The organism is Streptococcus sp. Marseille-Q5112 (assembly GCF_916700555.1).
Taxonomy (GTDB): domain Bacteria; phylum Bacillota; class Bacilli; order Lactobacillales; family Streptococcaceae; genus Streptococcus; species Streptococcus symci.
Window position 1 is genome coordinate 22,906 of the sequence record NZ_CAKAKP010000001.1, and the last position, 13,771, is coordinate 36,676.

At 39.9% G+C, this 13,771-nt stretch carries 9 protein-coding genes, 2 tRNA genes and 2 pseudogenes; 12 read left to right on the forward strand and 1 reads right to left on the reverse strand.

Features of this window, described 5'->3' with window-relative positions:
* Nucleotide 1 precedes the first annotated feature (1 nt).
* Nucleotides 2-643 (reverse strand): glycerol-3-phosphate 1-O-acyltransferase PlsY, encoded by a 642-nt coding sequence (gene plsY, locus LG372_RS00155; RefSeq protein WP_225741825.1) that lies wholly within the window; start codon nucleotides 641-643, stop codon nucleotides 2-4.
* Between the two features lie 135 nt (nucleotides 644-778).
* On the opposite strand from plsY, the gene parE reads away from it, so the two are divergent.
* The 12 genes and pseudogenes from parE to LG372_RS00215 all read left to right on the forward strand — a co-directional run bounded on the left by parE (nucleotide 779) and on the right by LG372_RS00215 (nucleotide 13,733).
* Entirely contained in the window at nucleotides 779-2,722 is a 1,944-nt protein-coding gene (gene parE, locus LG372_RS00160) for a DNA topoisomerase IV subunit B (RefSeq protein WP_004261495.1), read from the forward strand.
* A gap of 18 nt (nucleotides 2,723-2,740) precedes the next feature.
* Complete coding sequence (locus LG372_RS00165; protein ID WP_115904728.1) at nucleotides 2,741-3,745, forward strand: hypothetical protein; 1,005 nt, start codon at nucleotides 2,741-2,743, stop codon at nucleotides 3,743-3,745.
* Nucleotides 3,746-3,939: 194 nt separating this feature from the next.
* Nucleotides 3,940-4,686: pseudogene (locus LG372_RS00170) on the forward strand (DUF6261 family protein).
* A gap of 92 nt (nucleotides 4,687-4,778) precedes the next feature.
* Nucleotides 4,779-5,378: pseudogene (gene fic, locus LG372_RS00175) on the forward strand (protein adenylyltransferase Fic).
* 82 nt (nucleotides 5,379-5,460) lie between these two features.
* Nucleotides 5,461-5,973, forward strand: a complete 513-nt coding sequence (locus tag LG372_RS00180) for a hypothetical protein (RefSeq protein ID WP_042751534.1) — start codon at nucleotides 5,461-5,463, stop codon at nucleotides 5,971-5,973.
* The gene (locus LG372_RS00185; protein WP_125385979.1) at nucleotides 5,963-6,811 is read left to right on the forward strand and encodes an aminoglycoside 6-adenylyltransferase; all 849 of its coding nucleotides are present in this window, start codon (nucleotides 5,963-5,965) and stop codon (nucleotides 6,809-6,811) included. Before LG372_RS00180 ends, LG372_RS00185 begins: the two co-directional genes overlap by 11 nt.
* Before the next feature lie 764 nt (nucleotides 6,812-7,575).
* Entirely contained in the window at nucleotides 7,576-10,047 is a 2,472-nt protein-coding gene (parC, locus tag LG372_RS00190) for a DNA topoisomerase IV subunit A (RefSeq protein WP_225741826.1), read from the forward strand.
* Nucleotides 10,048-10,181: 134 nt separating this feature from the next.
* On the forward strand, nucleotides 10,182-11,204 hold the full coding sequence (locus LG372_RS00195) for a branched-chain amino acid aminotransferase (RefSeq protein ID WP_049486803.1): 1,023 nt from the start codon (nucleotides 10,182-10,184) through the stop codon (nucleotides 11,202-11,204).
* Between the two features lie 22 nt (nucleotides 11,205-11,226).
* Nucleotides 11,227-13,194, forward strand: coding sequence for a peptide ABC transporter substrate-binding protein (locus LG372_RS00200; RefSeq protein ID WP_084930114.1), 1,968 nt, complete (start codon nucleotides 11,227-11,229; stop codon nucleotides 13,192-13,194).
* Nucleotides 13,195-13,291: 97 nt separating this feature from the next.
* Nucleotides 13,292-13,522 (forward strand): DUF2969 domain-containing protein, encoded by a 231-nt coding sequence (locus tag LG372_RS00205; protein WP_000037110.1) that lies wholly within the window; start codon nucleotides 13,292-13,294, stop codon nucleotides 13,520-13,522.
* 49 nt (nucleotides 13,523-13,571) lie between these two features.
* A tRNA-Tyr gene (locus tag LG372_RS00210) sits at nucleotides 13,572-13,652 on the forward strand.
* 9 nt (nucleotides 13,653-13,661) lie between these two features.
* A tRNA-Gln gene (locus tag LG372_RS00215) sits at nucleotides 13,662-13,733 on the forward strand.
* Nucleotides 13,734-13,771 lie beyond the last annotated feature (38 nt).

Here is a 13,771-nt window from a genome sequence, read left to right on the forward strand (position 1 = left end):
TTTATTTTTTAGGATGTTGATTGGTTAAGTTTAATCCCCAAGGGACCAAATTTTCAGTTTTATTTTTGATACGAGTGATATTGTCTTTATGGCGAATGATAATCAAGCTAGCAAGAGCCAGGATAATAGCGATGAAGAGAGGGTCATAATTGCTCAGGATAAAACCAACAAATGGAAAGAGTAAAACCCCGATAACAGCTGCGATAGATGCTGTGACACTGGAAAGTGAAATCATACTACCAAGATAGAGGGTTCCAAAGAAAACAACTGCTAGGTAGAGACAGAAGACAGGTGCAAATCCGAAAATCACTCCCGCACTGGTTGCGACAGCCTTACCACCCTTAAATCCTGCAAAGATAGGGAAGGTATGGCCAATAACAGCTAAAAGTCCAAAGATGAGAGGCGAAACGCCTTGTAGATGAAACATAATCGGAAGAAGTGTTGCTAGGGTCCCTTTGAAAAAGTCAATCACAAAGGTTGCCATACCAGCTTTCTTGCCTAAAATGCGGAAGGTATTGGTCGTTCCAGTGTTACCAGAACCATGCTCGCGCAGATTGATTTGAAAGAATACTTGTCCAATCCAGAGACCAGACGGAATTGAACCCAGCAGATAAGCTAGGATTAATAAAACTATTGTAATCATACTCCTATTATATCATGAAATGGAGTAGAAAGTCAGAGAATCTCTTCTGAAATTGTTACAGCGGAGAAAGAAAAATTTTGCAAAATCCTTGGAAAACCTGTAGAATAGTAAAGATGAATGAATAGGAGGTTCCTTGTGTCAAAAAAGGAAATCAATATTAACAATTATAATGATGATGCCATTCAGGTGCTAGAAGGGTTGGATGCGGTCCGAAAACGTCCAGGGATGTATATTGGATCGACTGATGGTGCTGGTCTCCACCACCTAGTCTGGGAAATCGTCGATAATGCTGTCGATGAGGCCTTGTCTGGATTTGGCGATCGTATTGATGTGACCATTAATAAAGATGGAAGTTTAACAGTTCAAGACCACGGACGTGGAATGCCGACTGGAATGCACGCTATGGGTATTCCAACAGTTGAGGTTATCTTTACCATTCTTCACGCCGGAGGGAAATTTGGTCAAGGTGGCTACAAAACATCAGGTGGTCTCCACGGGGTGGGTTCTTCTGTTGTTAATGCCCTTTCAAGCTGGCTAGAAGTTGAAATCACTCGCGATGGTGCAATCTACAAGCAACGTTTTGAAAATGGTGGAAAACCTGTTACGACTTTGAAGAAAATCGGTACAGCGCCTAAGTCTAAGACAGGTACAAAGGTTACGTTTATGCCTGATGCGACTATCTTCTCTACGACAGACTTCAAGTACAATACCATCTCAGAGCGTCTTAATGAATCAGCCTTTCTCTTGAAAAATGTGACCTTGTCTTTGACGGACAAGCGTACAGATGAAGCGATTGAGTTCCATTATGAGAATGGGGTACAGGACTTTGTTTCTTATCTAAACGAAGACAAGGAAACCTTGACACCGGTCCTGTACTTTGAGGGGGAAGATAATGGTTTCCAGGTGGAAGTAGCTCTTCAGTACAATGATGGATTTTCAGATAATATTTTGTCCTTTGTCAATAACGTTCGTACCAAGGACGGTGGAACACATGAGACAGGACTCAAGTCTGCTATCACCAAGGTCATGAATGACTATGCGCGTAAGACGGGTCTTCTTAAGGAAAAAGATAAAAACCTTGAAGGTTCCGACTATCGTGAGGGACTAGCGGCTGTTCTTTCTATCTTGGTTCCTGAAGAACACCTTCAGTTTGAAGGCCAGACTAAGGACAAACTAGGGAGTCCTCTTGCTCGTCCCGTTGTGGATGGCATTGTGGCGGATAAGTTGACCTTCTTCCTTATGGAAAATGGGGAATTGGCTTCTAACCTCATCCGCAAGGCTATCAAGGCACGTGATGCTCGTGAAGCAGCACGTAAGGCGCGTGATGAGAGCCGAAATGGGAAGAAAAATAAGAAAGATAAGGGCTTGTTGTCTGGGAAATTGACCCCAGCCCAGTCCAAAAATCCTGCTAAGAATGAACTCTATCTAGTCGAGGGGGACTCTGCCGGCGGTTCTGCCAAGCAAGGTCGTGACCGCAAGTTCCAAGCTATCTTGCCTCTTCGTGGTAAGGTTATCAATACAGCCAAGGCCAAGATGGCGGATATCCTCAAAAATGAGGAAATCAATACCATGATTTATACCATTGGTGCGGGTGTGGGGGCTGACTTCTCTATTGAAGATGCCAACTATGACAAAATCATTATCATGACCGATGCGGACACCGATGGTGCCCATATCCAAACCTTGCTCTTGACATTTTTCTACCGCTACATGCGTCCTCTAGTCGAGGCAGGTCATGTCTATATCGCTCTCCCTCCTCTTTACAAGATGTCCAAAGGGAAAGGCAAGAAAGAAGAAGTAGCCTATGCTTGGACGGACGGAGAACTAGAAGAACTCCGCAAACAGTTCGGTAAAGGTGCAACACTCCAACGCTACAAGGGGCTTGGAGAGATGAATGCGGATCAACTCTGGGAAACAACTATGAACCCAGAAACGCGTACCCTTATCCGTGTCACCATTGAAGATCTGGCTCGCGCAGAACGCCGCGTCAATGTCCTCATGGGTGATAAGGTCGAACCACGTCGTAAGTGGATCGAAGACAATGTCAAGTTTACGCTGGAAGAAGCGACGGTGTTTTAGTATAGTATAGGAAATATTATGGCGAGACAGAATTATTTTGAGTTTATTAAAAGTATGCGCTTTGATGCTAAGAAAGAAATAGACATAGTAAAAAAAATACTGCAAGAAGATATCTATATAAAAAATCATAAAACTAATCTTCAGGAATTTTTTTCTGATGGATATAAAAAGTATTATCCAGTGGAGAAGAAAGGACAGCATGTTACATTTGAAGAAAAATTTACAGTCATTTACCAACGTTTTACCAGTGTTGATTGCCTTTATACTGTTTTTGAATTTATTTTAGATTTATATTTAGAAATAAGAAATAAAGATAAATTTGCAGAAAGATATGTGACGTCTAAGGGACTTGAAGAAATAGATGATTATGTAGGTTATATTCCTGAAAATTATGATGAAAGGGAAATCTGGGCAGAAGTTAAAAATCATACTTCTCTAATGGATCAATACGAAAAATTATGTGAAAGATTAGAGTATTCTTTAGATAAAACAAATCATGAATTGATTACATTGGATAATGGCAATAGAATCATTGTTGAAAAGAATGTTTATGCTTCAGAAGTTTCTCAGATTGTATCTGAAACGAGTATTGAAGATGCGATAAAGGTTTTAGAATATAATCATTTTTTAAATAAAGGAAATATTCAGCGTAAGAAAGAAATACTTCTTTCTTTAGCAGGCTATTTGGAGCCTTATCTCAAAAAATTTGATGATCCTGAAAAACTACCTAAAGAATTAAAGGGAATTTATAATGAACTAAAAATAGTGTTACAAACAAAAGGGGCTGACACGGATAAGAAAGGTAACCAGATTCCTAAGAAAATTGCTGTTTTTGATAATCTTTCTGAGATGTATAACAAAGGAGGGTTAAGACATAACAACGATAAGCAATATCATCTCGATATGAATGATGAGGAATTGGAACAATGGTATGATAATATTTATTCTTCAACCTTGTTTGTGATTCTCAGTCTGGAGATGGGAAAAAATTTATCTAAGTTGAATGAATTGAAAAAGAAATGATTTCATCCTATACTAAGAATTACCTTCCCCACCCCTAGACAAGAAATTCCACATGAAGAATTTCTTGTCTAGGAGTAAAAAACTAAATCACACATGTGTGATTTGAATTTTTAGAGCAAAACCCGAACGTTTACATGTGTTCTGAGCGGTTTTGCGGCAAAAGATTAAAAAACAAATGAAGAAGGAGGAGTTTTATGAAAAAAGAATATGGAATCACAAGTTTAACTGTACGCAATTTAGAAAACAACGAATTCTTCCAACTTCTATCTGAGAGTAAGGACGAGTTAGGGGCTTTTACAAAATCCAATAAGTCTGAGCAGGTTTATGTAACGAAGCTTGGGGATATGGAAAAACTTCTTGAGACCTTGCAAGCTGGTTTGCACCGTTTCAAGGCTAGTCAAACGGTGGCTAGTCTGGAAGCCTCTGATCGTGAGCGCGATGATGCGCTTTCTACCTTGACTAGCTTGGTCAAGGCCTTCTCTCGTGTCAAAGAGGCAGGTAGCAAGGAAGCTTACAACAAACTCAACAAACTTTTCAAAAATTATGCTGGGCTAATGAGTATGAGCTACGAAAAAGAGACAGAAGCTATTAACCATTTGCTAAAGGAGCTAAAAGATACTGACTACCAAACTGCCCTTTCAACCCTGCATTTGAAAACTCATGTAGAAACCTTAACAAAGGCGTAGGCTCAGTTTGAAAAAGCCTATAAGGAGCGCCTGGCTGAGCAAAAAGGAAAGGTACCTAGTCAAAATAAGGAAGTTCGTGCGAAACTGCAAGAAATCTATGATTTCCTTGTGGATTTTACTGCAATCAACGCCTATGCTTATCCAGATAAGACGCAGTATGCTGATCTCCGTGACTATCTCAACGCTATCCGTAGTCGCTATAAAAAATTGACACCAAATAAAAGCAAGCAAGAAGCAGTAGCTGAGGAAAAGTAGCTTTCTTCTGAAGAAGTCCCTCACAGATAGACGAGCTTTTGTAACATAAGGCGAAGTTTTGAACTTCTAAAAGAATAGAAATGGGAACAAACATGGTATGGGAAAATAAACTAGGCATTACGAACTCAGCCCAGTTGGCAGATGTAGAAGAAAAACTGACAAAAAAACAAGCCACCCTGCTTTTTCAGACAGGAGCTTTGTTCAAGATGGAAGTTGGCACTTTTTCAGGGCTGTCCGCTATTCACCATTATCTCTTTTCGGTCATCTATGATTTCGCTGGAAAATTCCGTGATGTCAATAGTGCAAAGGATAACTTTCAATTTGCCACCCGTATTTTTTAGAGCAATCCTTACAGTATCCTGACAAACTTCCTCATGACAATTTTGATTAAGTGATTGATAAGTACGCGGATATGAATATTGCCATCCTTTCCGTGAGGGGAATGGACGTGCCATGCGGATTTGGCTAGATTGTATGCTTCGTCAGAAGCGGAGAAAGTGGTAGATTGGAACGCCATTGATAAGGATGAATACCTGAATGCCATGAAGCGTAGTGGAGTGTAGACTGGAGAACTTAAGTATCTCCTCCTCGATAATCTGACGGATGACCTCACTCAGGCCCGTTTCTTTAAGGGTGTGGATGCTTCATATTATTACGAAGGGTACAGCCTTTACCAGACAGGGGAGTTATAAAGTTCAAGTAAAGGTGATGATTATCTTTTTTAGGGAAACAAACGCTAAAACTATTGGAGGTGCAGGATTGATTACGTTATTAATGATACCTTTTTTCCTCATTCTCTTGGCTATTTTTGGAATTATATATGACTTAATGACCAGTAAAGGTAGAAAAGAGTGTGCTCGCACAGTATCCTTATTTATATTGAACATCCTCACTATTGGTATCTGTCTATTAGATCTACCCATGGAAAGTAAACCATACTCAGGAATAGGGTTTATCTTATTTTATGCACTTGCTTTCACCCCTTTGATGATTGTTTTCTCACTATATACCCTCTATAGGATTGGAAAACATTATAGGTATTTTAAGAGTAAGTTCGCTATAATACTTCGCTTCAATGCCAGTTTACTTTTCCTCCTTTCGTTAGTGAATCTATTTGTGTTATGGAGAATTTTTAAAACATATCGTAGAAACGATATTACTTTACTTTATTTTATTTTAATCGTTTTAGGAATTGGTTCGACTTTCCAATTGATAGTAGGAGAACTTGAGAAGAAAAGAATACGAATCCTTCAGAAACAAGAGGAGCTAGACAGTTATGAAAAATAACTTAATTAAAGATAGGTGCAGAAAATACAGAAATCAAGAGCAAATGCTGAGATTGATTTTACAGGTGCCCGAAAATATACAAGTAGAAGCTGTCGCCATGTCTGGTTCACGAACTGATACAAAAGCACTAAAAGATGAGTTTCAAGATTATGATGTTGTTTATGTCGTGGACGATTTAGATAATCTGACGAGAGACCTTTCTTGGTTGGACCGGTTTGGCAAACGTATCATTGAGCAAGAGGTTACTCTGGGACATCGCCGTCTTTATCTCATGCTTTTTGAAGATGGTAATCGCATTGATCTAACCCTCTGTCCTAAAGAAGACATCAACGAGTGGGTGGATAGCGAGGCTTGCTTCACAGTTTTAGTAGATGATAAGGGATTGTTTGAATCCTATTCTCCCAGTCCTCAGCGTTTCTGGATACATCCAGCTAGTGAGACGGATTTTAAAAAAGCCTGCAATGAATTTTGGTGGGTGTCAGCTTACGTGGTTAAAGGAATCTGTCGCCATCAAGTCATCTATGCGACGGACCATCTCTATGGAATCTGCCAACAAGAATTGCTCAAGCTTTTAGCTTGGCAAGTGGCAGCAGATAAGGGAACGGTCGATGTTGGCAAGAACTACAAGTGTCTCTTTAACTATATGTCTGCTGAGAAAGAGAAGGAATTCTCAAATCTGCTGGATTTTTCAAGTGTAGAGAAACTTACTCATTCATTGTTTGCTACGATGGACCTTTTCCACAGAGAAGCTCAAATCCTTGCTCAAAAGATGGGCTTTGACTATTATAAGAAAGTAGCTGAGAAGATGATTGAGTATGCTGAGGAAAGGTTAAGCTAGTATGCTAGATTATGTATTTGCTTTATTTTCATGGGATTCCCAGGAGTCCAAATTTTAGTATTGGTGTCTTCTATATTTCTAGCTCTTAAAAGAAATAAGTTAAATAAAAGGGTGTATGGATTATTTTTCCCGATTGTTATAACCTTGTGTAATATTTGGCTTATTTCAATAGATCGCACAGAGCTTTTTGATGATGTTTTAAGATTCTATTTCTTTCTAATCTCTTTTTGTTTTCCAATGCTCATTACAGCAGTAATTTACCATGCTCTTCGATTGTCTTCTATCTATTCTCTATTAAGGTGGAAGATGATAGTTATTAGCTTTTGCTACTTAATTGGTTTAGTCTTCCATCTTCTTAATACTATGTATTGGAATGAAGTCTTTCATGGACATCAAAATGTATTTAATGCTTTGCTTATTGGGACCGTTGTTATTTCATTTCTTCCTTCCATATATTTATTTTTTGTACAAAGAAAAGTTGAACAAGTACCTACTAGCTAAATTTAAGTAAACTAAAATGTTTTAACCTGATAAAAATTTTCAAAACTTTAAACTACAGAAAGGATTGTTTGGTTTCTTACGGTAACTGAACATGGGACTAATTCCCGTAAAATACTCTTCACTGTATAAAAACTACTCTACATTCTTTGAAAGGAGTTGAACACGCCCTAAATGCTAGGTGAAAAAGATAAATTCTCTTGTGAGCTTGCTTACTTAAAGAATTTTCTATTTTCACTTGGTATTTTACGGGCTCTGTATCCTATATGTCTAACATTCAAAACATGTCCCTAGAGGACATTATGGGAGAGCGCTTTGGTCGCTACTCCAAGTACATCATTCAAGACCGGGCTTTGCCAGATATTCGTGATGGCTTGAAGCCGGTTCAGCGCCGTATTCTTTATTCGATGAATAAGGATGGCAATACCTTTGATAAGAGTTACCGCAAGTCGGCCAAGTCTGTCGGGAATATCATGGGGAATTTTCACCCACACGGTGATAGTTCTATCTATGATGCTATGGTTCGTATGTCACAGGACTGGAAGAATCGTGAGATTCTAGTCGAAATGCACGGTAATAACGGTTCTATGGACGGTGATCCGCCTGCGGCTATGCGTTATACGGAGGCTCGTTTGTCTGAGATTGCTGGTTACCTTCTTCAAGATATCGAGAAGAAGACCGTTCCTTTTGCGTGGAACTTTGACGATACGGAGAAAGAGCCGACAGTCTTGCCAGCAGCCTTTCCAAATCTTTTGGTCAATGGTTCGACTGGGATTTCGGCCGGTTATGCCACAGACATTCCTCCCCATAATTTAGCTGAGGTCATCGATGCGGCGGTTTACATGATTGACCACCCAACTGCAAAGGTGGATAAACTCATGGAATTCTTGCCTGGACCAGACTTCCCGACTGGAGGAATCATCCAGGGGCGTGATGAAATCAAGAAGGCCTATGAAACTGGGAAAGGGCGCGTGGTTGTTCGTTCTAAGACTGAAATTGAAAAGCTAAAAGGTGGTAAGGAACAAATCGTTATTACTGAGATTCCTTATGAAATCAACAAGGCCAATCTAGTTAAGAAAATCGACGATGTTCGTGTCAATAACAAGGTGGCTGGGATTGCTGAGGTTCGTGATGAGTCTGACCGTGATGGTCTTCGAATTGCTATTGAGCTCAAAAAAGATGCCAATACGGAGCTTGTTCTCAACTATCTCTTTAAGTACACAGATCTGCAAATCAACTATAACTTTAACATGGTGGCGATTGACAATTTCACGCCTCGTCAGGTTGGGATCGTTCCAATCTTGTCTAGCTATATTGCCCACCGTCGCGAAGTGATTTTGGCGCGTTCACGCTTTGATAAGGAAAAGGCTGAAAAACGACTCCATATCGTCGAAGGTTTGATTCATGTGATTTCGATTTTGGACGAAGTCATTGCGCTTATCCGTGCTTCTGAGAATAAGGCGGACGCCAAGGAAAACCTCAAAGTTAGCTATGATTTTACAGAGGAGCAGGCTGAGGCTATCGTAACCTTGCAACTATACCGTTTGACTAATACCGATGTGGTTATCTTGCAAGAAGAAGAAGCAGAACTTCGTGAGAAGATTGCCATGCTTGCGGCTATTATCGGTGATGAGCGGACTATGTACAATCTCATGAAGAAAGAACTTCGTGAGGTTAAGAAGAAGTTTGCGACTCCGCGTTTGAGTAGCTTAGAAGACACTGCGAAAGCAATTGAGATTGATACAGCCAGTCTTATCGCCGAGGAAGATACCTACGTCAGCGTGACCAAGGCAGGTTACATCAAGCGTACTAGTCCACGTTCCTTTGCGGCTTCAACGCTGGAAGAAATTGGCAAACGTGATGACGATCGTTTGATTTTTGTTCAATCTGCCAAGACAACCCAGCATCTCTTGATGTTCACGACGCTTGGAAATGTCATTTATCGACCAATCCATGAATTGGCAGACATTCGTTGGAAGGACATCGGAGAGCACTTGAGCCAAACCATTACAAACTTTGAAACTAACGAAGAAATCCTTTATGTGGAAGTCGTGGACCAGTTTGAAGATGCGACAACCTACTTTGCGGCGACTCGTTTCGGTCAAATCAAGCGTGTAGAACGCAAAGAATTCTCTCCATGGCGGACCTATAAATCTAAGTCTGTCAAGTATGCTAAGCTCAAAGACGAGACAGACCAGATTGTAGCAGTGGCTCCGATTAAACTGGATGATGTTCTCTTGATTAGCCAAAATGGTTATGCCCTTCGTTTCAATATCGAAGAGGTACCAGTTGTCGGTGCTAAGGCTGCAGGTGTCAAAGCTATGAACCTGAAAGCAGATGATGTCCTCCAATCCGCCTTTATCTGTAACACCTCATCCTTCTACCTCTTGACCCAACGTGGAAGTTTGAAACGTGTTTCTATTGACGAAATTCCGGCAACAAGTCGTGCCAAACGTGGCTTACAAGTCTTGCGTGAGTTGAAAAACAAACCGCATCGTGTCTTCTTGGCAGGAGCGGTTGCAGAACAAGGCTTTATTGGTGATCTCTTCAGTACAGATGTGGAAGAGAACGACCAAACTCTGCTTGTTCAATCAAACAAAGGAACAATCTATGAAAGCCGATTACAAGACTTGAACCTGTCAGAACGTACTAGCAATGGAAGCTTTATTTCAGACACCATTTCAGATGAAGAAGTTTTTGATGCTTATCTTAAAGAAGTATTTACTGAAGCTAAATAAGTGAAATGAAGAATCAGTTCTCAGAGCTGGTTCTTTTTATTGAAGAAATTTTCTGAAAATTACAAAATATACTTGCTATTTTAGAAAAATAGTGTAGAATAAAAGAAATAGGTTTTTAGAATAAGGAGTGGAATATGACAGTAACGATTGATTGGGAAAATCTCGGTTTTTCCTATATGAAATTGCCTTATCGCTATATTGCTCATTTTAAAAATGGACAATGGAATCAAGGAGAACTTACAGAAGATGCAACCTTGCATATTTCAGAGTCTTCTCCAAGTCTTCACTATGGTCAACAAGCCTTTGAAGGTTTGAAAGCTTACCGTACTAAGGATGGCAGTATTCAACTTTTCCGTCCTGATGAAAATGCTAAACGCCTGCAACGTACTTGTGATCGTCTCTTGATGCCACAAGTTCCGACAGAAATGTTTGTAGAAGCTTGTAAGGCGGTTGTTCGTGCGAATGAAGAATATGTTCCTCCATACGGAACAGGTGGAACCCTTTATCTTCGCCCTCTTTTGATTGGTGTCGGAGATATTATTGGGGTAAAACCGGCAGAAGAGTACATTTTCACCATCTTTGCTATGCCAGTTGGAAATTACTTTAAGGGTGGATTGGTTCCAACCAACTTCTTGATTCAGGATGAATACGATCGTGCAGCGCCAAATGGTACAGGTGCAGCTAAGGTTGGTGGGAACTATGCTGCCAGTCTCTTGCCAGGAAAATTGGCCAAGTCACGTCATTTCTCAGATGTTATCTATCTAGACCCATCAACTCATACAAAGATTGAAGAAGTCGGATCAGCTAACTTCTTTGGAATTACAGCTAATAATGAATTTGTAACACCATTGAGTCCATCTATCTTGCCATCTATTACCAAGTACTCTTTGCTTTATTTGGCAGAACATCGCTTGGGCTTGACTCCTATTGAGGGTGATGTCCCGATTGATAACCTGGATCGTTTTGTAGAGGCAGGTGCCTGTGGTACAGCAGCAGTTATTTCTCCAATTGGTGGAATTCAGCACGGTGATGATTTCCATGTTTTCTATAGTGAAACAGAAGTAGGCCCTATGACTCGTAAACTCTATGATGAGTTGACAGGAATTCAGTTTGGCGATATTGAAGCGCCAGAAGGTTGGATTGTAAAAGTAGATTAAAATAAACTAAAGGAGATTTTTTATGAAATCGAAAAAGTGGCTCTTAACAGCAGGAGTAGTCCTGAGCACAACAGCTCTATTAGCGGCTTGTGGAAAAGCTGATAAAGAAGCAGATGCACCGACAACATTTTCATATGTCTATGCAGTAGATCCGGCATCTTTGGATTATAGTGTAGCGACTCGTACATCTACAACAGATGTCATCGGGAACGTGGTTGATGGCTTGATGGAAAACGACCAGTACGGGAATGTTATTCCTTCCTTGGCTGAAGATTGGTCTGTCTCAAAAGATGGTTTGACTTATACCTATAAACTTCGTAAAGGAGTTAAATGGTACACATCAGAAGGTGAAGAATACGCAGAAGTAACAGCCCATGACTTTGTGACAGGACTAAAACACGTAGCTGACGGCAAGTCAGACGGTGTTTCTCTCATCCAAAATTCAATCAAGGGATTGGATGCCTACATGACTGGTGAGACCAATGATTTCTCTACAGTTGGTGTTAAGGCCTTGGACGATTATACAGTTGAATATACCCTAAATAAACCAGAAAGTTTCTGGAACTCTAAAGTCACCACAGCAACGATGTTGCCTGTAAATGAAGAGTTTTTGAAGGCATCAGGTAAAGATTATGGAGCAGTTACTCCAGCAGGGATTCTTTACAATGGTCCTTATATCTTGAAGACCTTGACTTCTAAATCGTTGATCGAATACGAGAAAAATCCAAACTACTGGGATAAAGAAAAGGTAAAAATCGAGAAGATCAAATTGACCTACTACGATGGTTCTGATCAGGAATCGTTGATTCGTAGCTTCTCTTCAGGTGCCTATACGACAGCCCGTCTCTTCCCAAGTAGCTCAAACTTTGCTTCAACTTTGGAACAATACGGAGATAAAATCACTTATAGCCCACAGGACTCAAGTAGCTATTACTTCACCTTTAACGTAAATCGTCAGTCATATAATAAAACTGCGAAAACAAGTGAAGAGCAAAAGACTTCTACTAAAGAAGCTATGCTTAATAAGGACTTCCGTCAGGCTATCAACTTTGCCTTCAACCGCCATTCTTATGCTGCCCAGCTAAATGGTGAAGACGGTGCGGACAAGATTATTCGTAACAGTCTCGTTCCAGATAACTTTGTACAAGCAGGTGGTAAAAACTTTGGTCAAATCGCTCAAGCAGAGTTGGTGAACTATGGTGACCAGTGGAAAGGTGTTGAGCTAGTTGACGGTAAGGATTCTATCTACAACCCTGACAAGGCTAAAGCTGCATTCGAAAAAGCTAAGAAAGACTTGGAATCTAAAGGGGTAACATTCCCAATTCACTTGGATGTCCCAGTTGAACAAACAGATACCATCGCTGTTCAACAAAGCAACTCTTTCAAACAGTCTATCGAATCAACTCTTGGTGCTGAAAATGTTGTCATCGACGTTCTTCAAATGACAGATAATGAAAAGGAAACAATCACTTCTCAAGCGCGTGTTCCTTCTCAAAAAGATTATGATTTGAACAGTACAGGATGGGCTCCAAGCTATCAAGACCCAGCATCTTACTTGAATATCATGGATCCTAAATCAGGTTCTGCTATGAAACACCTTGGTATTACTAAAGGGAAAGATAAGGATGTTGTAGCGAAACTTGGTTTGGACCAGTATAAGAAATTATTGGATGATGCCGATTCAGAAACTACGAATCTTGAAGAACGCTATGAAAAATATGCCAAGGCTCAAGCTTGGTTGACAGATAGTTCATTATTGATGCCTACAGCCTCATCTGGTGGTTCTCCAGTTGTAAGTAATGTCGTGCCATTCTCAAAACCATACTCACAAGTTGGTATTAAAGGTGACCCATATATCTTTAAAGGAATGAAATTGCAAAAAGATATTGTTACAACAAAAGAATATGAAGAAGCACTGAAAAAATGGCAAAAAGAAAAATTGGAATCAAATGGTAAGTACCAAAAAGAACTAGAAAAGCATATTAAATAAAGCGGAAAACTCTATATCAGACAAGCCTGATATAGAGTTTTTTCTTGCTAGTTTTAGGATTTTCTTGTAAAATAGAAAAAGTGAAGAGAGGTATGAAATGAGTAAGAAAGATAAAAAAATCGAAATTCAGGTAGCAGATGCAAAAGTTAAGGTAGGAAAAGACAGTTTTGAAGGTTATACGTTAACCATTGGTAAAAAAGTTATCGGAGAAATTGCCGAATTAGATGGACAATTTGCCATCATAAAGAATGGGAATGTCGATAGTTTTTATAAAAAATTGGAAAAAGCTGTGGAAATTTTGATTGAAAATTATAATTTAGCAAAATAAGTCTTGTTTTTTTGAAATTTTCATGATATAATAGTCCATGTTGATTGTAGGAGAGATAGCGAAGAGGCTAAACGCGGCGGACTGTAAATCCGCTCCTTCGGGTTCGGGGGTTCGAATCCCTCTCTCTCCATTTCATCAATGGGGTATAGCCAAGCGGTAAGGCAAGGGACTTTGACTCCCTCATGCGTTGGTTCGAATCCAGCTACCCCAGTTCTTAGGTAATGATCAAGATAAAAAGCAAAATATCTT